This window comes from Saccharopolyspora erythraea NRRL 2338 (assembly GCF_000062885.1).
Lineage (GTDB): Bacteria > Actinomycetota > Actinomycetes > Mycobacteriales > Pseudonocardiaceae > Saccharopolyspora_D > Saccharopolyspora_D erythraea.
In genome coordinates, this window is sequence record NC_009142.1 from 4,700,788 (window position 1) to 4,725,241 (window position 24,454).

Annotated in this window: 16 protein-coding genes and 1 pseudogene; 9 read left to right on the plus strand and 8 right to left on the minus strand. The window is 72.3% G+C overall.

What is annotated here, in order from left to right; translation table 11 throughout:
- The first annotated feature begins 58 nt into the window (after positions 1-58).
- On the plus strand, positions 59-1,069 hold the full coding sequence (locus SACE_RS20500; RefSeq protein ID WP_009949115.1) for a 3-phosphoglycerate dehydrogenase: 1,011 nt from the start codon (positions 59-61) through the stop codon (positions 1,067-1,069).
- Positions 1,066-2,103 carry a DUF1015 family protein gene (locus SACE_RS20505; RefSeq protein ID WP_009949113.1) on the plus strand — a complete coding sequence of 346 codons (1,038 nt, stop codon included), beginning with the start codon at positions 1,066-1,068 and terminating at the stop codon, positions 2,101-2,103. The genes SACE_RS20500 and SACE_RS20505 overlap by 4 nt, the downstream gene beginning before the upstream one ends.
- A 630-nt stretch (positions 2,104-2,733) precedes the next feature.
- Here SACE_RS20505 and SACE_RS36645 read toward each other — a convergent pair.
- A pseudogene (locus SACE_RS36645) lies at positions 2,734-3,109 on the minus strand (MmcQ/YjbR family DNA-binding protein).
- Between the two features lie 497 nt (positions 3,110-3,606).
- Between SACE_RS36645 and lanKC the strand changes: the two are divergent.
- The 4 genes from lanKC to SACE_RS20525 all read left to right on the plus strand — a co-directional run bounded on the left by lanKC (position 3,607) and on the right by SACE_RS20525 (position 9,809).
- On the plus strand, positions 3,607-6,141 hold the full coding sequence (gene lanKC / locus SACE_RS20515; RefSeq protein ID WP_009949110.1) for a class III lanthionine synthetase LanKC: 2,535 nt from the start codon (positions 3,607-3,609) through the stop codon (positions 6,139-6,141).
- A gap of 67 nt (positions 6,142-6,208) precedes the next feature.
- Positions 6,209-6,349, plus strand: coding sequence for a SapB/AmfS family lanthipeptide (locus tag SACE_RS37215; RefSeq protein ID WP_009949109.1), 141 nt, complete (start codon positions 6,209-6,211; stop codon positions 6,347-6,349).
- Between the two features lie 95 nt (positions 6,350-6,444).
- Complete coding sequence (locus SACE_RS20520) at positions 6,445-8,103, plus strand: ATP-binding cassette domain-containing protein (RefSeq protein ID WP_009949108.1); 1,659 nt, start codon at positions 6,445-6,447, stop codon at positions 8,101-8,103.
- A complete protein-coding gene (locus SACE_RS20525; RefSeq protein WP_009949106.1) occupies positions 8,100-9,809 on the plus strand; it encodes an ATP-binding cassette domain-containing protein in 1,710 nt (569 codons plus the stop codon). The genes SACE_RS20520 and SACE_RS20525 overlap by 4 nt, the downstream gene beginning before the upstream one ends.
- A gap of 25 nt (positions 9,810-9,834) precedes the next feature.
- On the opposite strand, the gene SACE_RS20530 is transcribed toward SACE_RS20525, so the two are convergent.
- Positions 9,835-11,604, minus strand: coding sequence for a phospholipase D family protein (locus SACE_RS20530; RefSeq protein WP_021342045.1), 1,770 nt, complete (start codon positions 11,602-11,604; stop codon positions 9,835-9,837).
- 155 nt (positions 11,605-11,759) lie between these two features.
- Between SACE_RS20530 and SACE_RS20535 the strand changes: the two genes are divergently transcribed.
- Entirely contained in the window at positions 11,760-12,023 is a 264-nt protein-coding gene (locus SACE_RS20535) for a hypothetical protein (protein ID WP_009949103.1), read from the plus strand.
- A gap of 102 nt (positions 12,024-12,125) precedes the next feature.
- Here SACE_RS20535 and SACE_RS20540 read toward each other — a convergent pair whose 3' ends face one another.
- Positions 12,126-13,007, minus strand: coding sequence for an exonuclease/endonuclease/phosphatase family protein (locus SACE_RS20540; RefSeq protein ID WP_009949101.1), 882 nt, complete (start codon positions 13,005-13,007; stop codon positions 12,126-12,128).
- A gap of 754 nt (positions 13,008-13,761) precedes the next feature.
- On the opposite strand from SACE_RS20540, the gene SACE_RS20545 reads away from it, so the two are divergent.
- Complete coding sequence (locus SACE_RS20545; protein ID WP_009949100.1) at positions 13,762-19,245, plus strand: ATP-binding protein; 5,484 nt, start codon at positions 13,762-13,764, stop codon at positions 19,243-19,245.
- Between the two features lie 69 nt (positions 19,246-19,314).
- Here the strand turns inward: SACE_RS20545 and SACE_RS20550 are convergent, their stop codons facing one another.
- Both SACE_RS20550 and SACE_RS39385 read right to left on the minus strand, forming a co-directional pair.
- Positions 19,315-20,199: an IS3 family transposase gene (locus SACE_RS20550; protein ID WP_081495006.1), complete on the minus strand. Its 885-nt coding sequence runs from the start codon at positions 20,197-20,199 to the stop codon at positions 19,315-19,317.
- Positions 20,166-20,636, minus strand: a complete 471-nt coding sequence (locus SACE_RS39385) for a helix-turn-helix domain-containing protein (RefSeq protein ID WP_231849709.1) — start codon at positions 20,634-20,636, stop codon at positions 20,166-20,168. Before SACE_RS39385 ends, SACE_RS20550 begins: the two co-directional genes overlap by 34 nt.
- Positions 20,637-20,923: 287 nt before the next feature.
- Here SACE_RS39385 and SACE_RS20560 point away from each other — a divergent pair, with 287 nt between their 5' ends.
- Positions 20,924-21,769 (plus strand): SAM-dependent methyltransferase, encoded by an 846-nt coding sequence (locus SACE_RS20560; protein ID WP_009950083.1) that lies wholly within the window; start codon positions 20,924-20,926, stop codon positions 21,767-21,769.
- A gap of 31 nt (positions 21,770-21,800) precedes the next feature.
- Here SACE_RS20560 and SACE_RS20565 read toward each other — a convergent pair whose 3' ends face one another.
- The 3 genes from SACE_RS20565 to SACE_RS20575 all read right to left on the minus strand — a co-directional run bounded on the left by SACE_RS20565 (position 21,801) and on the right by SACE_RS20575 (position 24,439).
- Positions 21,801-22,778 (minus strand): RICIN domain-containing protein, encoded by a 978-nt coding sequence (locus SACE_RS20565; protein ID WP_009950082.1) that lies wholly within the window; start codon positions 22,776-22,778, stop codon positions 21,801-21,803.
- Positions 22,779-23,024: 246 nt separating this feature from the next.
- Entirely contained in the window at positions 23,025-23,219 is a 195-nt protein-coding gene (locus SACE_RS20570; protein WP_029622042.1) for a ferredoxin, read from the minus strand.
- A 2-nt stretch (positions 23,220-23,221) separates the two neighbouring features.
- Positions 23,222-24,439, minus strand: coding sequence for a cytochrome P450 (locus SACE_RS20575; protein ID WP_009950080.1), 1,218 nt, complete (start codon positions 24,437-24,439; stop codon positions 23,222-23,224).
- Positions 24,440-24,454: the final 15 nt, after the last annotated feature.

A 24,454-nucleotide genomic window follows, 5' to 3' on the forward strand; every position in this document is an offset into this window, starting at 1 on the left:
CTGGCTCGCCCGTCGACGAGCCGGGTCCCACACCCGGCGGTGCAGTAGGGAGTGGCAGATGAGGGTTCTGCTCGCCGACGCGTTCCCCGCCGAGCACGTGTCCGCGCTCACCGAGCACGGACACGACTGCGACTACCAGCCGGACACCACCACCGAGCAGCTCCCCGACCGGCTCACCGGCCGCGAGGTGCTCGTCGTGCGCAGCACAGCGGTCCCGTCGGCCGTGATCGAGGCGGCGGACTCCCTGCGCCTGGTCATCCGCGCGGGTTCGGGCACCAACACGATCGACTGCGAGTCGGCGGCCGAGCGCGGCGTCCACGTCTGCAACGTGCCCGGCCGCAACGCGATCGCGGTCGCCGAGCTCGCCTTCGCGCTGATGCTCGCGCTCGACCGCAGCGTGTGCGACAACGTCGACGACCTGCGCGCGGGCCGCTGGGACAAGAAGCGCTACTCCCGCGCGCGGGGCATCCACGGCCGCCGGGTCGGAGTCGTCGGGCTCGGCCAGATCGGCCTGGCCTTCGCCGAACGCGCCGCTGCGTTCGGCGCCACCGTGCACGCGGTGGCCAAACCCGGCCGCAGCCCGAAGACCGCCGAACGCGCCGACGCCATCGGCATCCGCTTCGTCGACGACCTGACCACGCTCGCGCGGACCTGCGACGTGCTGTCCCTGCACGTGCCCGCCACCTCGGCGACCCGCAACCTGGTCGACGCCGACCTGCTCGCGCACGTGCAGCCGGGCACGATCATCCTCAACACCTCGCGCGGCGAGCTGGTCGACGAGGACGCGCTCATCGCGGCCATGGAGGAGAAGGACGTGCGGGCAGGCATCGACGTCTTCACCGACGAGCCCGCGACCGGGACGGGACACATCGGGTCGCGGCTGGCCCGGCACCCCAACGTCTACGGCACCCACCACATCGGGGCCTCCACCGAGCAGGCCCAGCACGCCGTGGCCGCCGAGGTGGTGCGGATGGTCGACGCGTTCGAGTCCGGTTCGGTGCTGAACTGCGTGAACCTGGACGCGGTGCGCCTCGCGCAGTCCACGACGCGCAGCGGCGAACCCTCGTGAGCGCCTACCCCGTCCGGCAGGCCGCCCCGGCGGAGCACCGCGGCATCACCCTCCGCCCGCCCCGCATGCGGCTGAGCGGACCGCACGGCGCGGCCACGCGGCTGCCCGCCCCGGCGATCGTGGTGTACCGGCTCGAATCCGGGCAGCACCGGCAGACCGGTGTCGTGGTCGAGGTGTCGGTCGACGACTACCGCGACGGCCGGATCCGCCGCCACGAGGACACCCGGCCGGACCACGTGCGCCAGATCGCCGAGCTGACCGAGAGCACCGGGACCGAGCAGACCCCGGTGATGCTCGTCCACAGAGGACGCGGAGTGCTGCGCGCCCGGCTCGCCGCGATCACCGCAGGCGAACCCGATGTCCGGGTGCTCAGGGACGGTGTCGCGCACTCGGTCTGGATCCGCCGGAGCGCCGAGCTCGCACGTGAGCTCGCCGACGAGGCCGGTCGCATCGACGCGCTCTACATCGCCGACGGCCACCACCGGATGGCGGCTGCCGAGCGCTACGCCGACCGCAGGCGCCAACTCGGCCAGGACCACGCCTTCACCCTGGCCGCGTTGTTTCCCGGCGACGAGGCCCGCATCCTCGGATACCACCGGTGCTTCGCGCTCGCGGAGCGGGCGACGGCCCAGGACGTGCTCGACCGGCTGGCCGCGCATCCGGGCACAGCGCGGATCGAGGAGTCCGCCGCCGGCGCAACGGCTCCCGGAGTCGTGGCGGTGGGGCTGGGTGACCGCTGGTACCGCCTGGTGTTGCGGCCCCGGGACCACCGCTCGCTCGACGCCTTCACCGTCGACGACGAGCTCGTGCCCACGCTCAGCGGTCTCACCGACCAGGCCGGGACGACGGCCGGCAGCCACCACGCGATGGAGACCTGCTGGTGCGCGGGCCGGAACGCGGTCCGGCTCGTCCCGCACCCGCCGACCATCGAGCAGCTCATGGCGACCTCGGACGCCGGGGTGCCCATGCCGCCGAAGTCGACCTGCTTCGACCCCAAACCCATGTCGGGGCTGTTCGTCCGCGAGCTGACCTAGGGAATGCCTCAGGAGTGGTTCGCGTAGCTGGGCGGGTGGCGGAACCTCAGCCGCCTTCTCGCTCCGGGACAGCCGACCTCGAGGATGTCCCATTCGCCACACCGGCGCTGCCCTCGCCAGTGGGCATCTGAGAACCCCCTCGGTGCGAGCTGAGTCCCCCACCACAAGCGGCTGACGCCGCTTGTGAGGCAGAACCTACGTGGGGCTCGGCCCATCCCGCCGCCCGGCGTCCTCGGCTTCGGTGCGGGCGTCGACGGTCGTGCGGATCGCGGTGGCCATCGACGCCGTCGCCATCGACGCGGCGTCGGCCCGCGCAGAACGCGCGCCATGGCACCAACCGGGTTATGGCGTCCCGCGGCGGTACCGCGCACCAGCTCCGTCCGAACCCGCGCGGCGCACCGGGATCCGCGGTCATCTCGGTCTGGCCCACCGCGCCGCGCCCATACCCGTGACCGCGATCTGCGCGACCGCGCTGCTGACGCTGGGCTTTGCGCGGCCCCGGGGTCATCCGGTCTTGGCCGCGCATTCCCGCCGATGTGCGGCGACCTTCTCCACGCGCCGGAGCGGGTCGACCTCTTCACGCGCCGTAGCGGGCCTGGCTCACCCTCCACGCGCCGGAGCGGGCCTGGCTCACTCCTCGTCGCTGAGGCCGGTCCACATCAGCTTCTCCTGCTCGCGCTTCGGCAGCTTGGAGACCACGAGGTCGTAGGAGTCCTCGATCATCTCCAGGACGAGGCGGTCGGGCACCGAACCGTCGAGGACCACGGTGTTCCAGTGCCGCTTGGGCAGGTGGTAGCCGGGCGTGATGGCCGGATACGCGCCGCGCAGCTGCACCGCCAGCTCCGGGTCGCACTTGAGGCTCACCCGCAGCGGACTGGCGTCCAGCCTGCTGAGCGCGAAGATCTTCCCGACGACCTTGAAGACGCTGTTGGCCTCGTCGAAGGGGAACTCCTCGCGCGCACCGGCGAAATCCCAGACAGGCGGCCCTGAGCTCCTTCGGCGTCATTGCGGCAGCCTAACCGCTGCCTCCGACAGGTCACCCCGGTCCAGGTGCGGGCGGGCGGCCGGCAGCGGTCCGTGCCGCTCGACGACAGGCCACGCCCGCCCCTGCACCCCGGGGAAGTCGACGGTCACTCGTCGCAGGCGAGCATTCGCTCCCGATCGGAAATCAATTCACCGGAATTACGAGATCCGCGCCACCACTCTGTTGGTCCTATCGCCGCCGGTCCCGTCTTCGCTGGAAGGAGGGCTTGTTACTGGTCAAACGGGTGATTCACCACGGACCGATTTCACTCTGCGCATGCTACCTATCAGTATTCCCGAACATCGTCTCACTCCTTCAGTCCATCCGTATCACTGAATCGGCGGCTTGGTGCGCCCGGCAAAACGTGGCGAAATTTACCGGCGGCACCTGCAACCGAATTCGAAGACACCAGTAGCGCTTTCCCCCCGCTAACCCCGACCGATGACTCACGCCCCCCCCCGAACACCGAGAGGCCTGGAATGGATCTGCGGTACGAAGCTTTCTGCTTCGCCGATCCGCTCTTCTTCGACGAGCAACGCCGGCACTCCGGTACTCAGGACGAGTACGCCCGACAGCTGCCCGAGCCCGGGGACGACTGGGTGCGAAGCGCCCTCGGAACCTGGCACATGCTGCGTCCGGCGGAGGTCGTTCTCCCCGCACAGGGCTGGAAAGTGCACGTCTCGGCCACGCTCGGCAACGCGGAGCGGGTGCTGGCCGCGGTCCACCGCTACTGCCTGCGGGAACGCGTCGCGTTCAAACACCTGCGCAGCCCCCGCGTACTGCTCGCGCGCAACGCCAAATACGCGCCGCGCTCGGCGAGCGGGAAGCTGGTCACCATTTATCCGGTGGACGACGAACACCTGGCCACCGTGCTCACCGAATTGGCACCGCAATTGCGGGGCGAGCCGGGCCCTTACATCCTCAGCGACCTGCGTTATGAGCAGGGCCCGCTGTACGTGCGTTACGGCGGATTCGCGGAACGCTGGGTCGAGTTCGACGGGACCCGGGTTCTCGCCATTGCCGGCCCGGACGGCGAGCTGGTTCCCGACAAGCGCAACCCGGGGTTCTCCTTGCCCGACTGGGTCTCCCCGCCGGAGTGCCTGAGCGCGTCGCTGGCCGCCCGCAAGGGCGGCGACCGCGCCGCCTTCGGCTACCGGGTCACCTCGTCGATGCACTTCTCCAACGGCGGCGGGGTCTACCGCGCCGTGCGCAAGTCCGACGGTGCCGAGGTCGTGCTCAAAGAAGCCCGCCCGCACGCGGGACTGGACCGCGACGGCACCGACGCCGTGGCCCGGCTGCACCGGGAGCACGAGGTGCTGCGCAGGCTCGACGGCATCGGCGGTGTCCCCGCCGTGCACGAGCTGTTCCAGCTCTGGGAGCACACCTTCCTCGCGATGGACCTGGTTCCCGGCACGCCGCTGGGCACGTGGCTGGCGCGCACCTACCCGCTCACCCGGCAGCACCCCACCGAGCAGGAGATCGCCGACTACACCCGGCGCGCCCTGGCACTGCTGGAGCGGGTCGAGCGGCTGCTGGACCGCGTGCACGGGCGCGGAGTGGTCTTCGGCGACCTGCACGGGCTGAACGTCCTCGTCGACGAGGACGACGAGGTCTCGGTCATCGACTTCGAGATGGCCTCCACCGACTCCGCCGCCCCACGGCCCGCGCTCGGCGCACCCGGGTTCCGGGCGCCCGAGGGGCGCACCGGCGTCGCCATCGACCGGTACGCGCTGGCCGCGCTGAAGCTGTGGATGTTCCTGCCGCTCAACCCGCTGCTGGAGCTGTCGCCCGGCAAGCTGGCCGGGTTCGTCGACATCGTCGAACGGCGGTTCCCGCTGCCCGCAGGCTTCGGCGACCAGATCCGCCGCGAGCTGCTCGGGACCGAAGCCGCGGTGACCGAGCTCGACAACGCCGTCCCGGACTGGGGCGTGGTGCGCAAGGGCTTGGCCGAGGCGATCCTCTGCACGGCGACGCCCGAGCGCGAGGACCGGCTGTTCCCCGGCGACATCGAGCAGTTCCGCGTCGGCGGCACCTGCTTCGCCTACGGCGCCGCCGGTGTCCTGCACGCGCTGGACGCCGCCGGGCTCGGCCGCTACCCCGAGCACGAGCGCTGGCTGGTCGACGCGGTGCGGCGCACCGCACCGGCCCGGCCCGGTTTCCTCGACGGCGCGCACGGCATCGCCCACGTGCTGGAGAACCTCGGCCACCACTCCGACGCCGACGCCCTGCTCGACGGCGCCGCGACGCTGGTCGAGCAGACCCGCGACCACGGATTCGGCGGCGGGCTGTCGGGGATCGCGCTCAACCTGCTGCACTTCGCGTCCACGAGGGACGACCGCGAGCTGCGGGAGCGCGCCCGCGACCTGGGCGACCGGCTGGCCGACGCGCTGCGCGTTGCCCTGCCGCCGGGCTCGGTGGGACGCGCCGGCCTGCTCGACGGCTGGGCCGGCCCGGCGCTGCTGTTCACCCACCTGCACGACGACACCGGCGACCGCGGCTGGCTCGAGCTCGCCGACCGCGCGCTCCAGCGCGACCTCGACGAGTGCGTGGCCACCGACGACGGCGCGTTGCAGGTCCGCGACAGCGGCACCCGGACGCTGCCCTACCTCGCGGTCGGCAGCGCCGGAGTCGCCCTGGTCGCCGAGGAGCTCGCCGCGCGCCACCCGGGTGCGAGCTGCCTGGAGCGCCAACCGGAGCTGCTGCGCGGCTGCCTCGGCGAGTTCGTGATCCACCCGGGCCTGCTCTTCGGGCGCTGCGGTCTGCTCGCCGCGCTGGCCGCGGCGAACCGCCGCGCCCCCGATCCGATGTGGACCGACGCGGTCTCGCGGCACCTGACCGCGCTCGGCTGGCACGCGATCCCGCACGGTGACGGCGGGATCGCCATGCCCGGCAACCAGTTGCTGCGCCTGTCGATGGACCTCGCCACCGGCGGCGCCGGCGTGCTGAGCGCCGTCGCGGCGACGCTCGACGGTCACGGCCGCGTGCTGCCGTTCTTCGGCAGGCCGAACGCCTGACCACCACCCCGAGAACTCCGGCCGGACCTCGGCCGGTGATCGAGAACGACCGGAAAGGAACACCACCATGGAGATGGTTCTGGAGCTGCAGGAGCTCGACGCCCCCAACGAGCTGGCCTACGGCGACCCCAGCCACGGCGGCGGGAGCAACCTGAGCCTGCTGGCCTCGTGCGCCAACAGCACGGTGAGCCTCCTGACCTGCCACTGACGCGGCACGGGTGCGAGAGCGGCGCAGGACAGGTGCGCCGCTCTCGCACCGCAACAGTCTGGCGCGCGGCCAGCGCAACGACAAGGAGCAGTCACATGGCCCGTGCGGGCGACCGCCTGCTGCGCTCGGCGGTGCGCCACGACCGCGGCACCGCGGCTCTGCTGCTGTTCACCGCCCTGCTCGCGGCCGCCGCGAGCGTCCTCCTGCCGACCGCCCTGGCCGACGCCGTCGACTCCGTGCTGTCGGGCGACGGGGCGTCCGCGCGCGTGCTGTGGCTGGTTTCGCTGGGCGCGGCCCAGGTGCTGGCCGAAGTCGCCGGAGTCGCCCTCACCGCCAGGCTCACCGCCGCTGCCGCCGCCCGCCTGCGAGCACTGCTCGCGACGGCGCTGGTCCGCTCCGGTGGCCGATCCCCGGTCGCCGACGGCGACGCCGTCAGCCGGATGACCGGCGACTGCGCGGGTGCGGGCCAGATCGTCTCGGTCGTCGTCCAGCTCTGCACCGCGCTGCTGCTGGCGGCGGGAGCCGCCGTGGCCCTGGTGCTCATCGACTGGCGCGTGGCCCTGGTGCTCTTGGTCGCCGTTCCGGCCGCTGTGCTGCTCGCGCGCTCCCACCTGCGGCACACCGCCGACGACGTGCTCGCCTACCAGGAGGCGGCGGGCTCGCTCGGGGCGCGGCTGCTCGACGCCGTCCTGGGACTGCGCACCATCGCCGCAGCCGGGGTCGCCGAGCAGGAGTCCGCGCGCGTGCTGCGCCCGCTGCCCGAGCTGAGCGCCGCCGGTGCCGGTATGTGGCGCACCCAGGCGCGGATGATGTGGCGCGGCGGTCTGCTCCTGCCCCTCGTGCAGGTCGCCGTGCTGTGCGCGGCCGGTTTCGGCGTCCTGGCCGGTGATCTCAGCGTCGGCGACGTGCTCGCCGCGCTCGGCTACGCGACGCTCGCGCTCGGCATCGTCCGGCAGCTGCCGCAGTTCACCGCGCTGTCGCGCGCGCGGTCGTGCGCGGACCGGATCGCGGCCCTGCTCGACCACGCTCCACCACCCCGCCCGAGAGTCCCGTTGCCCCGCGGAAGCGGACAGGTGGAACTGAGCGGTGTCGGGGTCGACGGCGCGTTGGACGACATCGACCTCGTGGTTCCCGGCGGTGACGTCGTGGCCGTCGTCGGCCGCTCCGGGTCCGGCAAGTCCGCGCTCGCCGAAGTGCTGGGCGGCCTGCGCGAACCGGACCGCGGTGACGCGCTGCTCGACGGAGTCCCGGTCGGCGCGGTCGAACGCACCGCCGTCGGCTACTCCTTCGAACGTCCCGCGCTGCTCGGCGAGTCGGTCGCCGCCGCCGTCGCCTACGGCAGCGGCGCGGACGACGCGGCGGTGCGCTCGGCGTGCCGCACCGCCGACATCGACGACCTGGTGACCCGGCTCCCCTCCGGCTACGCCACGCCGCTGTCGGAGACCCCGCTCTCCGGTGGGGAAGCCCAGCGGCTCGGCCTGGCCAGAGCGCTCGCCCGGCGGCCGAGGCTGCTCGTGCTCGACGACGCGGCCGCCGCGCTGGACACCGCCACCGAAGCCCGGGTCGAGAACGCCGTCGCCGACGAACATCCGGGGCTGACCCGCGTCGTGGTCACCCACCGGGCCTGCACCGCGCGTCGCGCGGACTCGGTGGTGTGGCTGGAGGCGGGATGCGTGCGCGCCTTCGCACCGCACGACGCGCTGATGGACGAACCCACCTACCGCGCGCTTTTCGCCGAGGAGGTCCAGCCGTGACGGTCAGCGCCCAGCACTGGCGCGCACTCGCCGGGCGCTGGCGCGCCTGCTCGGTGCTCGCGGCCTACTCGCTGCTGGAGGCGCTGCCCGCGTTGCTCTCCGGTGGACTCGTGCAGCGTGCCGTGGACGACGGTTTCGCCGCCGGGGACCCGCTGAGCGGTCTGGCCTGGCTGGCCGCCTTCGCCGCCGCGGCGGTGGCCGGGGCGTTCGGCGTCCGGCTGGTCTGGCAGCGGCTCGGCACGATCGTCGAACCGCTGCGCGACGCGCTCGTGCGCACCGTCGTGCGGGGCGTCCTGCACGACACCGCCCCTCCGCGCGGCGGCCCGGACGCGGCGGGGGTCGCCCGGATCACCCAGCACGTGGAGGTCGTGCGCGACGCCACGGCGGGTCTGCTGGTCCAGGCGCGCGGACTCGTGGTGAGCACGGCCGGTGCCCTGGTGGGCATCGCTTCGCTGTCGGGGACGCTGGCGTGGCTCGCCGGCCCCCCGGTGGTGATCGCGGTAGCGGTGTTCCTGTGCCTGCTGCCCGCGCTGGCGCGCAGGCAGCGCGGGCTCGCACTCGCCGACGAGGCCACCGCGGCGGCGACCGGCACCGTGCTGGCGGGCATGCGCGACGTCGTGGCCTGCGGCGGGCAGGACATCGCCGAGGACTCGATGCGGACGGCGATCCGTTCCCAGGCCGGTGCCGCGGTGCGGATGTCCAACGCCGCCGCCCTGCGCACCGCCGTGGTCGCCGTCGGCGGCTTCCTGCCGGTCGTGCTCGTGCTCGCCGCCGCGCCGGCGGCGGTCGCCGCGGGCGAGCTGACCGCGGGCACGGTGCTCGGCACTCTGGTGTACCTGACCGGCACCCTGCACCCGGCGCTGCACGGGTTCGCCGCGACCACGAGCACGGTCGTGGTGCGCCTGCTCGTCGCGCTCAACCGACTCAGCGAGGTCCGCCCGCCCGAGCCGCCGCGCGCGACCGCCGTGCCGGACGGAGCCGCGGTCCGCGTGCGCGGGTTGACGCACCGCTGGGGCGAGCACTCCGAACCGATCCTGCGCGACTTCGACATGGACCTGGATCCCGGCCAGCACCTGGCGGTGGTCGGCCCCAGCGGCATCGGCAAGTCCACCCTCGCGTCGTTGCTGACCGGCACCGTGCAGCCGTGCGAGGGACGAGTGCTGGTCGGGGGCGTCCCGATCGCCGAAATCGACCCCGCGCACCGCCACCGCCTCATCGCCTTCACCCCGCAGGAGTGCTACCTCTTCGCCGGTACCGCGCGGGAGAACCTGGCGTTGCTGGCACCCGGCGCCGACGACGCGCACCTGCTGCGCGCCGCGTCCGCGGTCGGCGCCGACGCGCTGCTCGACAGGCTGGGCGGGCTGGACGCCGCGCTCGGCCACGCGGGCGCGGGACTGTCGGCCGGGGAACGCCAGTTGCTGGGGCTGGCGCGGGTTTTCGCGAGCCCGGCGCGGATCGTCGTGCTGGACGAGGCCACCGCGCACCTAGACGGTGCGGCGGAAGCACGAGCCGAGCGGGCTTTCGCCGCCCGGGGCGGCATCCTGGTGGTCATCGCGCACCGGCCGGCCTCCGCCCGCCGCGCCGGCCGGGTGCTGGTCATGGACGGAAGGCAGGCGGTGCTCGGCGAGCACGAACAGCTGCTCGTGCGCTCGCGGCACTATGCCGACATGACCCAGGCGTGGGCGGGAGCCGGCTCCACGCGGTGACCACCGGGGTCCGCATTGCGTTGCCTCACAAGCGGTTCTGCCTGCGCATCGCCCGCGAACGGCCGTCCGGGTCGATGACGGCGCGCGCGGTGGGCCGCGCCCACGCCTTGCGCGCCACCGACGGAGCCGGGCGAGGATGGATGCGCAGGTGCCCTCGCGGCCGGGGTTCGGTCCGCGCCGAGTTCCGCCAGTCCTCCAGGGCTTCGGAAGCGCGCCGCAGCACCTCCATTCCCCGCAGCGGGTCGACCAGGTCCTCGTCGTCGTCTTCGCCCCGGCCCAGGTGTTCCCGCCACAGCCGGAGCCGCAGCTCCGCGGCGAACGAGCGGGTGTCGCCGGTGTCCTCGTCCACCACCGCGGCGGTGAGCTCCGAGTCGTAGGTCCAAGACCGGCGGTTGAGGTTGGCCGAGCCCACGGCCGCCCACTCGTCGTCGACGACGCACACCTTGGAGTGCACGTAGACGGGCAGCCCCTCGGTGTTCTCCAGCTCGTAGACCTGGACCCGGTCACCGCCTGCCGCGTACAGCTCGTCCAGCGCCTCGCGGTGCGCGACGTCGCTGGTCGCGACCTGCACGACGCCGTCCTTGTCCGGTCCCTCGGGAAGCACCGCGACCAAGTGCAGCTCCGGCTCGCGCCGCAGGGCCTCGGCGAACACCTCGGCCACCATCGGCGACCAGAGGAACTGGTCCTCGACGTAGACGAACCGGCGCGCGTTGCCCAGCGCCTTGCGGTAACCGCGCGCCACGCTGCGCTCGCCGTGCGGCGCGAACGGATAGGGCGGCAGCTTGCTCGGATAGGTCCGCAGCAACTGCACGACGTGTCCTCCGCACCGAGGCGGCGGCGGCTGTTGCGGCGGGAGTTCGACGGTCTCGCTCCGAGCGCCCCGGATCCTCTCGTAGAGCCACAACAGCGGTTTGCGCCGCAGCGCGGCGGAGTCGTTCCACCGCTCGCGGAAGCAGTGCTCGACGTCGGCCACCGCGGGCCCGCGCACCTGAAGGTGCGCGTCGTGCCACGCCGGCTGATCACCGAACACGTCGGCGATCGACGCCTGCGCCTGGGGATCGCCGTGGTGCTCGGCGTCGTCGCGCCGGCTCGCGCACGGGTCCAGGCCCCCGACGAAGGCGACGTCGGAGTCCGGCTGCCGCGGCCTGCGGATCACGATGAACTTCTGGTGGTGGCAGCCGACGGCCCGCACCCGCTGGTCGAACACCGCCTCCCCACCGAGGCTCTGCAGAAGCGCGACGAAGCTGTCGTTCTCCGGCACGAAGTCCTTCCTGGCGTCCACGTACGGACACCAGAACAGCCCGTGCACTGCCGCTCCGGCCTCCAGCGCCCGGACCAGCAGGCCGCCGACGGATTTCCCCGAGCCGTCGAGCCGCTCGGCGGGATCACCGATCCACGCCGAGATGTAGATCTGGTCGCCCTCACCGACGTCGGCCAGCTCGTCCCGCAGCCGGCGGAAGTAGTCGACGCCGTCGATCAGCGGACGCACCAGGTTGCCCCGGGACCACGCCGCGCCGTCCGCGTGGCGGAGGTCGAGATCGGTCGCGGGGTTGCCCCGTTCCTCGCTGCTGAGCAACCATTTCCCGGCCAGACCGCCGTCCTCGACGTGCTCCACCTGGCAACCGACCTCCCCGTCACCCGAACCGCGCCACGGCCTCGCCCGCCGGCCGGCCGCGTCGCGAACGTCGTCCTCACGTGTGATCACCGCCTTGCGACGCGCCCAAACATCGCGCAGGTAAAGCGGTGCCGGACTGGCGCCCGCCGCGCCGATCACGCCGCGGGCGAAGTTGATCACGGTGGGTTCCGGCGACCGGCCGGGTGACGACCGGCCCGGTGAGAAGCGAAGTCCGGTCGGTGGACGGGACTCGGCTCGGCTGGCCAGGCCGCGGGACGCACCGATTGGCTTTGTCCCCGGGAAGGCACGGTGCCTTCCGTGAGGAGAGGACGCACATGCGCAAGTCACTGTCCCGGGGCCTGGTGTCGGCCGCCGTGCTGCTCGGCGGTGTGCTGGTGGCGCCGCTGGCCACGACGCCCGCCGCACAGGCCAACGTCTTCGACTGCATCGACCACGCCGTCAACAGCGGCGCCACGAACCAGCAGGCGACGGCCGCCTGCGAGAAGCCCACGACCGACGAGTGCTACCAGGCCTTCCGCACCGACCACGGCGCTCAGTCCTGGGCGCAGGACTCCTGCGAACGGGGCCGCGAGGACTGACCCGGGCGCGAGCGCAGCCGGGCCCGGTGCCCGTGCGGACCAGGACGGCTCCGAGACCGCGCTTCGGGCGGCCGTCCTGGGATCCGGGCGCGGCTCGCCGCCTCAGCCGGCGCTCCAGCGGAAGCCGGCGCTGAGCGGGTCGTGGTCGGACAGCGGCGCGCCGCTCTGGGTGCGGAAGCCGGAGCGCTCGTTGCGGTAGCTCGTCGCGTCGAGGGAGACGCCCGCGCCACCCCGGTAGAAGATCTTGTCCACCACCTCGCACTGGTCGGCGGTCTCGTCGTCGCAACCCGGTGCGGGCTCGCCGACCGCGGGCGGGACGCCGCCGCGCACCAGCCGCACCCAGACGTCCTCCAGGCCGTTGCGCTGCGCGAACTCGCGCACGATGTCGCCGCTGCTGGTGTAGCGGGAGTTGGTGTCGCCCATCACCACCACAGCCCGGCCTGCCGAGTGCTCGGCCATGTGGTCCGAGACCTGGATCAGGTTCGACCGCCGCGCCGCCTGGTCCAGCGGTGCGTCACCGGCGTCGGCGTGCAGGTTGTAGAAGTCGACCTCCACCCCGGGGGCTACCTCGACGCGGGTGAACGTGAACCCCTTGGGCGTCAGGCAGTCGGCCTCGTTGATCCAGCACTGCGACCACGTCACGCGGTCGAGGCCGTGCAGCGGGAAGTCCGAGAGGGTGTTGAGCCCCGAGCCGAACGGCACTCCCCCGCTCGTGGGCGTGCGGTGCGGGTGGTCGTCGGCCTCGTACAGCGCGTCGTGGTAGTTGAAGTCCTCCTGCACGTGCACCACGTCGTATGGCCGGACGCGCTCACCGATCACCGGCGTGTTGTTCGCGGGGTCGCTGCCCGACAGCGGCTCGGGCAGCCCGGCCACGTTGTAGGTGAGCACCGTGAACTCCCCGCCCGGCGCCGCGGGCGCGGCGACGGCGGCGGACGGCGTCGCGGCGAGCAGTCCCGCGAACAGCAGTGCGGCGGTGCGCCTCATCCCAGCCCCTTCCCACTCGAAACGTCCGGTCGTCCACCAGACAAACATGAGCGAATCTCACGTTTGTGCCGCTGTCAACCGCCGACCGGCTGCGGCCGGAACTTCGCGCGGGGAGCGGAAAAGCGCGCCGATGCCCGGCTGTCGAAGGACCGCGACCGTCAATCGAGGAGCCGGCTACCGGTGCGCATTGCATCGGAGCATTCGAAGTCGGTTGCCCTCCAGCGCCAATCCACCCACGACCCGCGGCGAGCAGATCGTCCTTTTCCGGTGTTATTGGCCACCCACCACTCGCACCGCCCGGAGGGGCGGCGAAGCGCGCTCGACACTCCGGTATTCCAAGCTCCTCGACTACCGGCTCATCGCCGGGCGCTGCCCGCCCAGTAGCACGGATCCGTGATCAATGCGCAAGCACCCCACCGGCTCGCGAAACGGCACGGACGCATGCCTCACAAGCACTGCGCGTGGCAGCAACCTGCCAGGTACATGGCACGAATCACGTAGCCGGACCGCCCGAACCGAGAGTGCCGCTCCGGCCACTCGCCGTGGGCCGGACCGGCGCCGCGGAGCCTCCCGGAGCGGGTTCCCGGCCGCAACGCCCCCGCCGGAACCTGCACTTTGGCGATTCCTTACGACTTTTGGTTCGGATCATGGGGCGTGTTCTACATTTCCATACTGGCCGGTAACCGAGATCGTGTCCCATCGTGGGGCTAGACCGCCCTCGGACAGGTTGCAGTGAATCAGGAGGCTCGAGTCGGTGTTCAGTCGTGTTGCCATCGTCAACCGCGGAGAGGCCGCGATGCGGCTTGTCCATGCCGTGCGGGAGCTCGCGGCGGAAACCGGGGAGCGGATCGAGACGGTCGCCCTCCACACCGACGTCGACCGCACCGCCACCTTCGTGCGGGAGGCGGACCTGCGCTACGACCTCGGCCCGGCCTCGGCGCGCCCCTACCTCGACCTCGGCGTGCTGGAGCGGGCGCTGGTCGAGTCCGGCGCCGACGCGGCCTGGGTCGGCTGGGGCTTCGTCGCCGAGGACCCGGCCTTCGCCGAGCTCTGCGAGAAGATCGGCGTGACCTTCATCGGCCCCAGCGCCGAGGCGATGCGCAGGCTCGGCGACAAGATCGGCGCGAAGCTGCTCGCCGAGGAGGTCGGCGTGCCGGTGGCGCCGTGGAGCCGCGGCGAGGTCTCCGACCTCGACGGCGCGCGACGTGCGGCAGATGAGATCGGCTACCCGCTGATGCTCAAGGCGACCGCCGGCGGCGGTGGCCGCGGCATCCGCGTGATCAACAGCGAGCAGGAGCTGACCGAGGCCTACGAGCGCACCCGGATGGAGGCCGAGCGGGCCTTCGGCAACGGCGCGGTCTTCCTCGAGCGGCTGGTCACCGGCGCCCGCCACGTCGAGGTGCAGGTGATCGCCGACGGCCAGGGCACCGCGTGGGCGCTGGGCGTGCGCGACTGCTCGGTGCAGCGCCGCAACCAGAAGATCATCGAGGAGTCCGCCTCCCCGGTGCTGACCGCCGAGCAGAGCCGGGAGCTCAAGGCCGCGGCCGAGCGGCTGGCGCGGGCGGTGGAGTACCGCGGCGCGGGCACGGTGGAGTTCCTCTACCACCCCGGCGAGGAGCTGTTCGCCTTCCTGGAGGTCAACACCCGCCTGCAGGTCGAGCACCCGATCACCGAGGCGACCACCGGCGTCGACCTGGTGAAGGCCCAGCTGCACGTGGCCTCGGGCGGCAGGCTGGAGGGCGAGCCGCCCGCCGAGCTCGGGCACGCCGTCGAGGCCCGGCTCAACGCCGAGGACCCCGACCGCGACTTCGCGCCCTCCCCCGGCAGGATCGTGCGCCTGAGCCTGCCCGCGGGACCCGGCATCCGGGTCGACACCGGCGTCAGCGAGGGCGACACGATCCCCGCCGACTTCGACTCGATGATCGCCAAGATCATCGCCTACGGCAGCGACCGCGAGCAGGCGCTGGGCAGGCTGCGCCGCGCGATGGCGCAGACCACCGTCATCGTCGCGGGCGGCGCGACCAACAAGAGCTTCGTGCTGGACCTGCTCAACCGGGACGAGGTGGTCGACGGCAGCGCCGACACCGGCTGGATCGACCGGGAGCGCGCCGCCGGCGGGCTGCGCTCGCACCAGCACTCCGCGATCGCGCTGGCCGCCGCCGCCGTGGAGGCCTACGAGGACGCAGAGCTGGCCGCCCGCCAGCAGTTCCTGTCCACCGCCCACGGCGGCCGCCCGCAGGTGCGCCACGAGACCGGGCGCCCGCTGGAGCTCAAGCTGCGCGACGAGAGCTACCGCGTGCTCGTCGCGCGCGTCGGCCACCAGCGCTACCGGATCGGCATCGACACCGGGTCCCAGCAGCACACCGCCGACGTCGAGATCGAGCGCTTCGACTCCCACACGGGCCAGATCACGGTCAACGGGCAGCGCTTCCGGCTGGTCACCGACACCCACGGCCCGGTCCACCTGGTCGAGGTCGACGGCGTGACCCACCGGGTCAGCCAGGACGAGGGCGGCGTGCTGCGCTCGCCCGCGCCCGCGCTGGTCGTCGCGACGCCGGTCGAGATCGGCGAGGAGGTCGAGGCGGGCGCTCCGGTGCTGGTGCTCGAGAGCATGAAGATGGAGACGGTGCTGCGCGCCCCGTTCCGTGCGAGGCTGCGCGAGCGGATGGTCGCGGCCGGCAGCCAGATCGAGACCGGCGCGCCGCTGCTGCGGCTGGAGCCGGTCGGCGATCAGGAGGCCGCCGAGGAGGCCGAGGCCGCGACTCCCGTCGAACTCGCGCTTCCCGTCGCCCCGAGCGCCCGGGACGCCCACGAGCGTGCGGCGCGCGGTCTGCAGGACCTGCGCAGCGTGCTGCTCGGCTTCGACGTCGACCCGCACGACGAGCAGCGCGTCCTCGACGACTACCTGGCCGCGCGGGCGGAGCTGGTCGCTGCCGGGCAGCGCCCGCTCGACGGTGAGATCGAGCTGCTTCAGGTGTTCGCCGACCTCTCCGAGCTGAGCCGCAACCGGCCCGCCGGGGAGGAGGCCAAGGCCGACACGCGGGTGCACAGCCCGCGCGAGTACTTCCACACCTACCTGCAGAGCCTGGACGTGGAGCGGGCGGGCCTGTCCGAGACGTTCCAGCAGCGGCTGCTGCGGGTGCTCGGCCACTACGGCGTCGAGGGGGCCGACCGGACCCCCGAGCTGGAGGAGGCGGTCTTCCGCATCTTCCTCGCCCAGCAGCGCGCCGCCTCCGACGCGGCGGTGGTGACCACCCTGCTCGGGCACTGGCTCACCGAGGTGCCGCCGCCCGGCGAGACGCGCACGGCGGCCGGCCTGGTGCTGGAGCACCTGGTCGCCGCGACCCAGCTGCGCTTCCCCGTCGTCTGCGACCTGGCCCGCACCGTGGTCTTCCACTGGTTCGCCCAGCCGATGCTGCGGCGCAACCGAGCGGAGGTCTACTCGGTGGTGCGCGGGCACCTGCGCCACCTCGACGCCCACCCGGACGCCCACGACCGCGCCGAGCGGATCGCGGAGATGGTCGGCACGGCCGAGCCGCTGGTCCGGCTGCTCGGGCAGCGCATCGGCCGCGAGGGCACCGACCCGGCGCCGCTGCTGGAGGTGCTCACCCGCCGCTACTACGGCAACCGCGCGCTCGACGGCGTCCGCACCACGCGGGTGGCGGGCAGCACCGCGGTGGTCGCCGAGTACCAGGACGAGCACCCGCGCGTGGTGGCCACCGCGGTCGACTTCGCGGCGCTGCCCGAGGCGGTGCGTGCGATCGGCGAGCTGGCCGCCGACGGCGACCTGGTCGCAGACATCTACCTGACCTGGGCCGACCAGCCCGAGGACAGCGACGCGATGGCCGCCGAGCTCGGCGAGGTGCTGGGGGCCCAGGGCCTGCCCGGCCAGGTCGGCCGGATCACCACCACCGTCGCGGGCCGCAGCGGCGCGGTGATGCACCACCACTTCACCTTCGAGCCCGCTTCCGAAGGGGTCGCCGAGCAGCGGCTGATCCGCGGTCTGCACCCGCTGATCGCCGAGCGCCTGCAGCTTCGGCGGTGGCGCGACTTCGACCTCACCCGGCTGCCCTCTGCCGACGAGGAGGTCTACCTGTTCCGCAGCGTCGCGCGGGAGAACCCGTCCGACGAGCGCTTCGTCGCCATGGCCCAGGTGCGTGACCTGACCCCGCTGCGCGACGACGAGGGCAGGCTCGTGGCGCTGCCCGCTGCCGAAGGCGTGCTCACCGGCTGCCTGGACGCGATCCGCAAGGTCCAGGCGCGGGTGCCCGCCAGGCAGCGTTCCAGCACCAACCGGATCGTCATCTACGTCTGGCCGCCGGTGGAGCTCACCTCGGAGGAGCTGCGCGCGCTCGGCAGGCGCGTGCTGCCCACGACGGCCGGCGCGGGCCTGGAAGAGGTGCTGTTCCTGGGCCGCAGGCGCGACCGCGAGACCGGGGAGCTGCGCGAGGTCGCGGTGCGGGTCGGCTACGAGGCGGGCTCCGAGCCGCGGATGTCGGTCGGTGAGCCGCCGACCGAGCGGATCGAGCCGCTGAACAGCTACCGCCAGAAGGTGCTGCGCGCCGCCAAGCGCGGCACCGTCTACCCCTACGAACTGACCGGGATGCTCGCGGGCGGTCAGGGCACCTTCGTCGAGCACGACCTCGACGCGGACGGGGTGCTGGTGCCGGTGGACCGGCCGAAGGGCCAGAACTCCGCCGCGATCGTCGCCGGTGTGGTGACCACGCCGACCGAGCGCCACCCCGAGGGCGTGACCCGCGTCGTCCTGCTGGGCGACCCGACCAAGTCGCTGGGCGCGCTCTCCGAACCCGAGTGCTCCCGCGTGATCGCCGCGCTCGACCTGGCCGAGCGCATGCGGGTGCCGCTGGAGTGGTTCGCGCTGTCGGCGGGCGCCCGGATCTCGATGGACTCGGGCACCGAGAACATGGACTGGGTGGCCGCCGCCCTCAAGCGGATCGTGCACTTCACCCAGGACGGCGGCGAGATCAACGTCGTCGTGGCCGGGATCAACGTCGGCGCCCAGCCGTACTGGAACGCCGAGGCCACGATGCTGATGCACACCAAGGGCATCCTGGTGATGACCCCGGACTCGGCGATGGTGCTGACCGGCAAGCAGTCGCTGGACTTCTCCGGCGGCGTGTCGGCCGACGACAACTTCGGCATCGGCGGCTACGACCGGGTGATGGGCCCCAACGGCCAGGCGCAGTACTGGGCGCCGAACCTGGCCGCCGCCCGCGAAGTGCTGATGTCGCACTACGACCACACCTACGTCGTGCCGGGTGAGGAGGCACCGCGCCAGGCCGCCACCACCGACCCGCGCGACCGGGACATCTGCGACTACCCGCACGAGTTCGCGGGAAGCGACTTCACCACGGTCGGTGAGATCTTCTCGGCCACGGCCAACCCGGACCGCAAGAAGTCCTTCGACATCCGCACCGTGATGCGGGCGCTGGCCGACCAGGACCACCCGGTGCTGGAGCGCTGGGCGGGCATGGCCGACGCCGACACCGCGGCGGTGCAGGACGTGCACCTCGGCGGCCACCCGGTGTGCCTGCTCGGCATCGAGTCGCGTCCGGTGCCGCGGCACGGCTTCCCGCCCACCGACGGCCCCGACACCTACACCGCGGGCACGCTGTTCCCCCGTTCGTCGAAGAAGGCGGCGCGGGCGATCAACGCCGCCAGCGGCAACCGGCCGCTGGTGGTGCTGGCGAACCTCTCCGGGTTCGACGGCTCCCCGGAGTCGATGCGCAAGCTGCAGCTGGAGTACGGCGCCGAGATCGGCCGGGCGATCGTGAACTTCCGCGGCCCGATCGTGTTCTGCGTGATCTCCCGCTACCACGGCGGCGCGTTCGTGGTGTTCTCCAAGGCGCTCAACCCGAACATGACGGTGCTGGCCGTGGAGGGCTCCTACGCCTCGGTCATCGGCGGTGCCCCCGCGGCGGCGGTGGTCTTCTCCGGTGAGGTCAACGACCGCACGGCCAAGGACCAGCGGGTCCGCGACCTGGAGGCCCGCCTGGCCGAGGCCGGCGACGCCGACCGCACCGCGCTGACGCTGGAGCTGGCCGAGACCCGCCGGGCGGTCCACGCCGAGAAGCTGGGCGAGGTCGCCGCCGAGTTCGACCGGGTGCACAGCGTCCAGCGGGCCGTGGAGGTCGGCTCGGTCGACGCGATCGTCCGCGCGGACGAGCTGCGTCCGCAGATCATCGAGGCGATCGAGAAGGGCATGCTCCCGCAGTGATCGGCTGAACCGCGGAAGGGGCCCCGGCCTGTGAACTGGTCCCCGGGAGTTGGACCGACTAATTGAAGGCTAGTTGGTGGGGGTCTGGGCTCGGTATTCGGCCGGGCTCAGACCCTTCATCGTGGTGGAGATGCGGGTGGTGTTGTACCAGTCGAGGTAGTCGTCGAGGGCGGTGGTGAGGTCCTTGGCGGTGTCGAACTGGTTGTGGTGGAAGAGTTCTTCTTTGAGGTGGCCGAAGAAGTTCTCGGCCAGGGCGTTGTCCAGGCAGGTGGCTTTTCGGGACATCGACTGTGTCAGGCCGGCGTTGGTGAGGAGTCTGCGCCAGGAGGCGTGCTGGTACTGAAATCCCTGGTCGGAGTGCACCAGCGGGGTTTGCCCTGGTTCGAGTGTGGCGATGGCCTTGCGTAGCGAGGAGTTCGTCAGCTCCGTGTTGGGTGAGGTGCTCCAGGAGTAGGCCACGACGGACCGGTCGAACAGGTCGATCACTGGGGACAGGTAGATCTTGCCGGTGCCGACGCGGAACTCGGTGACGTCGGTGACCCACTTGGTGTTCGGCGCGGTCGCGGCGAACTCGCGGTTGAGCACGTTGGCGGCGATCGTGCCGACCTCCCCTTTCCAGGACACATACGGTCGGCGGCGCCGGACCTTGCAGACCAGGCCCAGGGCCCGCATCAGTTTCAGCACGGTCTTTTTGGCGACCTGCCAGCCCCGGCGGACAAGGATCGTGTGAACCCGCCGATGCCCGTACCGACGGTGGGCCTGCTCGAAGACCTCCGTCACCGCTTCTTTGAGGTCTGCCTGCGGATCTTCGGCGTCCATCCGGGCCTGGTGGTAGAAGAATGTCGAGCGGGCTACGCCCGCGACCGCCAGCAGCACAGCCAGCGGGTACTGCGCCTTGAGAGTGGCGATGACCTGGGTCTTTACTTTCGCCCCTGCGCTCTCGAGGCCCGCAATTTTTTCAGGTAGGCGTTTTCGGCAGCCAGACGCTGGTTCTCCTGCCGCAGCCGTTGCACCTCGCTGAGCTCGCCCTCGGGTGGTTCCGGGGCGCCTGGCGGTCGGCCTCGCCGCTTGGGCCGCAGCGCGTCCTCACCCTCACGCCGGTACTTGCGCACCCAGGTCTCGACCAGCTTGGGCGAGGACAGGGCGTACTCGCGGGCCAGTTCCGCCGTGGTGGCCTCGCCGTCAAGGAACCGACGCACGACTTCGAGCTTGAACTCGAACGAGAACGACTGCTTCGGTTTCATGATCAGCGCTCCCGCGCCTCGCAGGACCCATCGGTGCCGCAAGCGTCTCACCGCCGTGCGCGACACACCCAACCGGGCCGCGACGACCTTCGCCCCGTAACCAGCCTCGAACAAAGCCACGGCAGCCTCACGCTGCCGCTCCGACAACGAACTACCTGGATACACGAACCGCTCCCCAAGAGCTGGAACTGGATTTCCAGTCCAACCCTCGGGGACCAGTTCACTGGCCGGGGCCCCTTTCTCGTCGGCAGGCGCTCACCGCCGCCTCTGCGCCGGACGGCGGATGGGAACGCCGCCGTTCCCACCAGCGCTCACACATCCGGCTCGCCACCGACCGGTTGGGTCCGGCCTGACCCCGCGGTCGAGGGCGAAGTTGATGTCGGACGTCGGCTACGATGCGTCGCGCGTTGGACACGAGGACGGATGGGGGCGGCGTGACTGATCCGGCAGGGGCTGGGCGGCGGCAGGCCGGCTCGGCGGCTCAGCCCGACCTCGTCGACGTCAACACCGACGAGGTCTCGATCGCCCGCGTCTACGACTACTGCCTCGACGGCAAGGACAACTTCGCGGTGGACCGCGCGGCGGCCCAGGCCATGATCGAGGCCGTCCCGGAGACACCGCTGCTGGCCAAGGCCAACCGCTGCTTCCTGCGCGCGGCGGTGCGCCACCTCGTCGGCGAAGCAGGCATCCGCCAGATCGTCGACATCGGCTCCGGACTGCCCACGGCGGGCAACGTGCACGAGATCGCGCAGGAGATCGCCTCCGACGTCCGCGTCGTCTACGTCGACAACGACCCGATCGTGCTCGCCCACGGGCGCGCGCTGCTGGCCACCGACAACCGCACCACCGTGATCCAGGGCGACCTGCGGGAGGCCGACGCGATCTTCGACCACCCCGAGACCCGGCGGCTCGTCGACACCACCGAGCCGTTCGCGGTGCTGCTGGGCGGCATCCTCATGCACCTGGAGGACGAGGAGGACCCGGAGGGGGTCGCGGCGGGCATCCGCGAGCGGCTCCCCTCGGGCGGCTACCTGCTGGTGTCCAACACCTGCGACACCGGCGAGCCCCGTGCGCGCGAGCTGGCCAAGGCCTTCGCCGAGAACGGGATGGGCAACCGCTGCTTCCGCTCGTGGGAGGAGCAGATCCGCTACTTCGACGGTCTGGAGCTGGTCGAACCCGGGCTCGTGCCGAACAACCGGTGGCGGCCCGGGCCGGACGTCCCCGACCCGGACAACCCCGCGCACGCGCTGCACATCGGCGGGCTCGGCCGCAAGCCCTGACAGACCCCGACACCGAGCCTGCCGTGCGGTGTCAGCGCGCGGGCTCGACGAGGAACGCCTGGTTCTCCGCTCCCGTGCAGGGCTCCACCACCGCCTCGGCTCCTTCGGTCGTGTCCGAAGCCGCGATCCCGACGCACCCCTGACCCTGCACGCGGAGCGCGAACGCGCCGCGGCCCCAGACCTCGGCGGGCTGGAGGAGGAACGAGCTCGCCTTCTCGCAGGCGTCCCACGGCTCGAGGAGCCCGGCCGCGGGCCCGTCGGTCAGCGCCTTGAGGCAGCCCTTGCCGAACTCCGGGTGGTGCCACTGGATTCGGCGCAGGTCCCCGCCCACCGGCTCCAGCACCGTCGTCTGCGGCGCGACCTCCTCGCACGGCCGCTGCACCGCGACCAGCGACGCGTAGCGCCCGTCCCGGACGTGCCCGTCGGTGAGGCACAGCCGCGGAGCGGCGACCGGACGCAACCGGACCCGTTCACCTGTCGCCGGCCCGCCGACCGCGGCTCCGGTCGTCGCGGTGTTCTCGCCCGGTGCGTCCGGCGGCAGCAACATCCAGGCGGCGGTGGCGGCGGCCACGACGGCGACGGCCGCCCCGAGCGGGAGGACGGCGCGCGAGTACCTGCGCGGTGACGACCGCCGGGGCTCGGCCCCAATCGGTTGGTCCGCTTCACCGGGTGCGGCGTCCGGGCCGGCAACCGGCTCCGCGCTCGCAACGGATTCGCCTGCGCTGTGGGACATCTCCCTCTCCGCGAGCACGTCGCGGGCGCGGAGCCAGGCCGGTACTTCGTCCCCGCGTCCGCACGCGTGCAGGAAGACCGCCAGCAGCTCCGGACGCGGCAACCGCTTGCCGCCGAGCACACCGGCCAGCGTGCTGCGCGCCAGGACCTGGCCGCGCGCGGCGGCGCGCTCCTCCAACTGGCGGTAGGTCAGGTCCGAGCGCTGCTTGAGCCGGCGCAGCAACGCGATGAACTCGTCGGCGTCGCGCGCCTGGTGCGGGGAGATCTCGTGTTCCACGACCGATATCCTCGTCCGCCCGGCACGGCGCGACATCGGCCATTCGAGGAGTAGCGGACACCTCCGGCGATCCGGTCGCGCAGTCCCGGACAGGGCTGCGAGCAGGCCGGACAGATCCGGACAGTCCGGGACGTCCCACCGCTCTTGCCACTCTGCCCGCCGCGTCGGAAGACTTCCGGGGGCAGCAGCGGTGCGACGCGGTTGGCCGGAGCGAACTGGGGGTGTTCCGGCCAACCACGCTCATCCTCACTCCAGCACGGTGATCGCCCCGGCGGGGCACAGCTGCGCGGCCTCCCGGGCCGCGTCGTGCTCACCGGCGGGCGGCGCGGCGTCCAGCAGGAGCACCCGGCCGTCCCCGCCGTCCTGGTCGAACACATCGGGGGCGGTCAGAGCGCACATCCCCGCCCCGCAACAACGTTCGCGGTCCACCTCGACGCGCATCCTCACGCCCCGTCCCAGGTGACCGGCAGACCGTGCACGCCGTAGATGTTCATGTCGCCGCGCAGCGGAACCTCCTCCGGAGCGACCGCCAGGCGCAGGCCGGGGAACCGGTTGAACAGCGCGGGGAAAGCCACCCGCATCTCCACCCGGGCGAGCTGCTGACCGAGGCACTGGTGGATGCCGTGACCGAAGGACAGGTGCCCGGCGGCGTGCCGGCGCAGGTCCAGCGCGTCGGGATCGGTGAACCTCCGGGGGTCGCGGTTGGCGGCCTGGATCGACAACGTGACCGTCTCGCCCGCCCTGATCAGCGTGCCGTCGATCTCCACGTCCTCCAGTGCGGACCGCATGCCGGTGTGGGCGATGCTCAGGTACCGCAACAGCTCCTCGACCGCCCGGTCCGCGTCGCCCTCGCGCAGCGCCGCGATCTGCTCCGGGTTCCGCAGGAGGGCGAAGGTGCCCAGCGCCAGTATGTTCGCCGTCGTGTCCAGCCCGGCGGCCAGCAGCAGCCCACCGATGCCTGCGAGCTCCTGGTCGGTGAGCTCGGTCGTGGTCAGGTCGCTGAGCAGGTCGTCGGTCGGCTTCGCGCGCTTGGCCGGCACCAGCTCCCGGACGAACTCCTGGATCTTGGCGAAGGCGTCGAACTGCTCCTCCGGCGTGAGGTCTCGATCTCCGGAAGCCGCCACCAGGCCCAGGAACTCCTCGAGCCTGTCGTACGGGACGCCGAGCAGCTCGCAGATCATCAGCGCCGGGATCGGCTGCGCGTAGGCCTCGACCAGATCCACCGGCGGACCGAGCCGCTGCATCGCATCCAGGCGTTCCGCGGTGATCTGCTCGACCCGCTCGGTGAGCGCACGCATCCGCCGCACCGTGAACTTGCCCGTCAGCAGCTTGCGGTAGCGGGTGTGCTCCGGCGGGTCGATCCCGGTGATGTCCCCGACCTGAGCCGGCGGGATCTGCGCGGGGAGGCCCGGCATGGCGACCGGGAAGTGCATCAGCTCGTAGCGCGAGCTGAAACGCCGGTCGGCCAGAACCGCGCGGACGACCGCGTGGCCGGTCGCCAGCCAGCCCACGTGCCCGTCGCCGTAGACCAGCCTGGTGAGCGGGCGCTGCCCGCGGATCTCCGCCAGACCCTCCGGCGGGTCGAAGGGACAACCCGAGGGCCGGTCCCTGGGCAGCGACTCCAGTACGTCGTCGGCGTTGTGCGGCGCATGCTTCTGCATTTTTTCCTCCAGTGG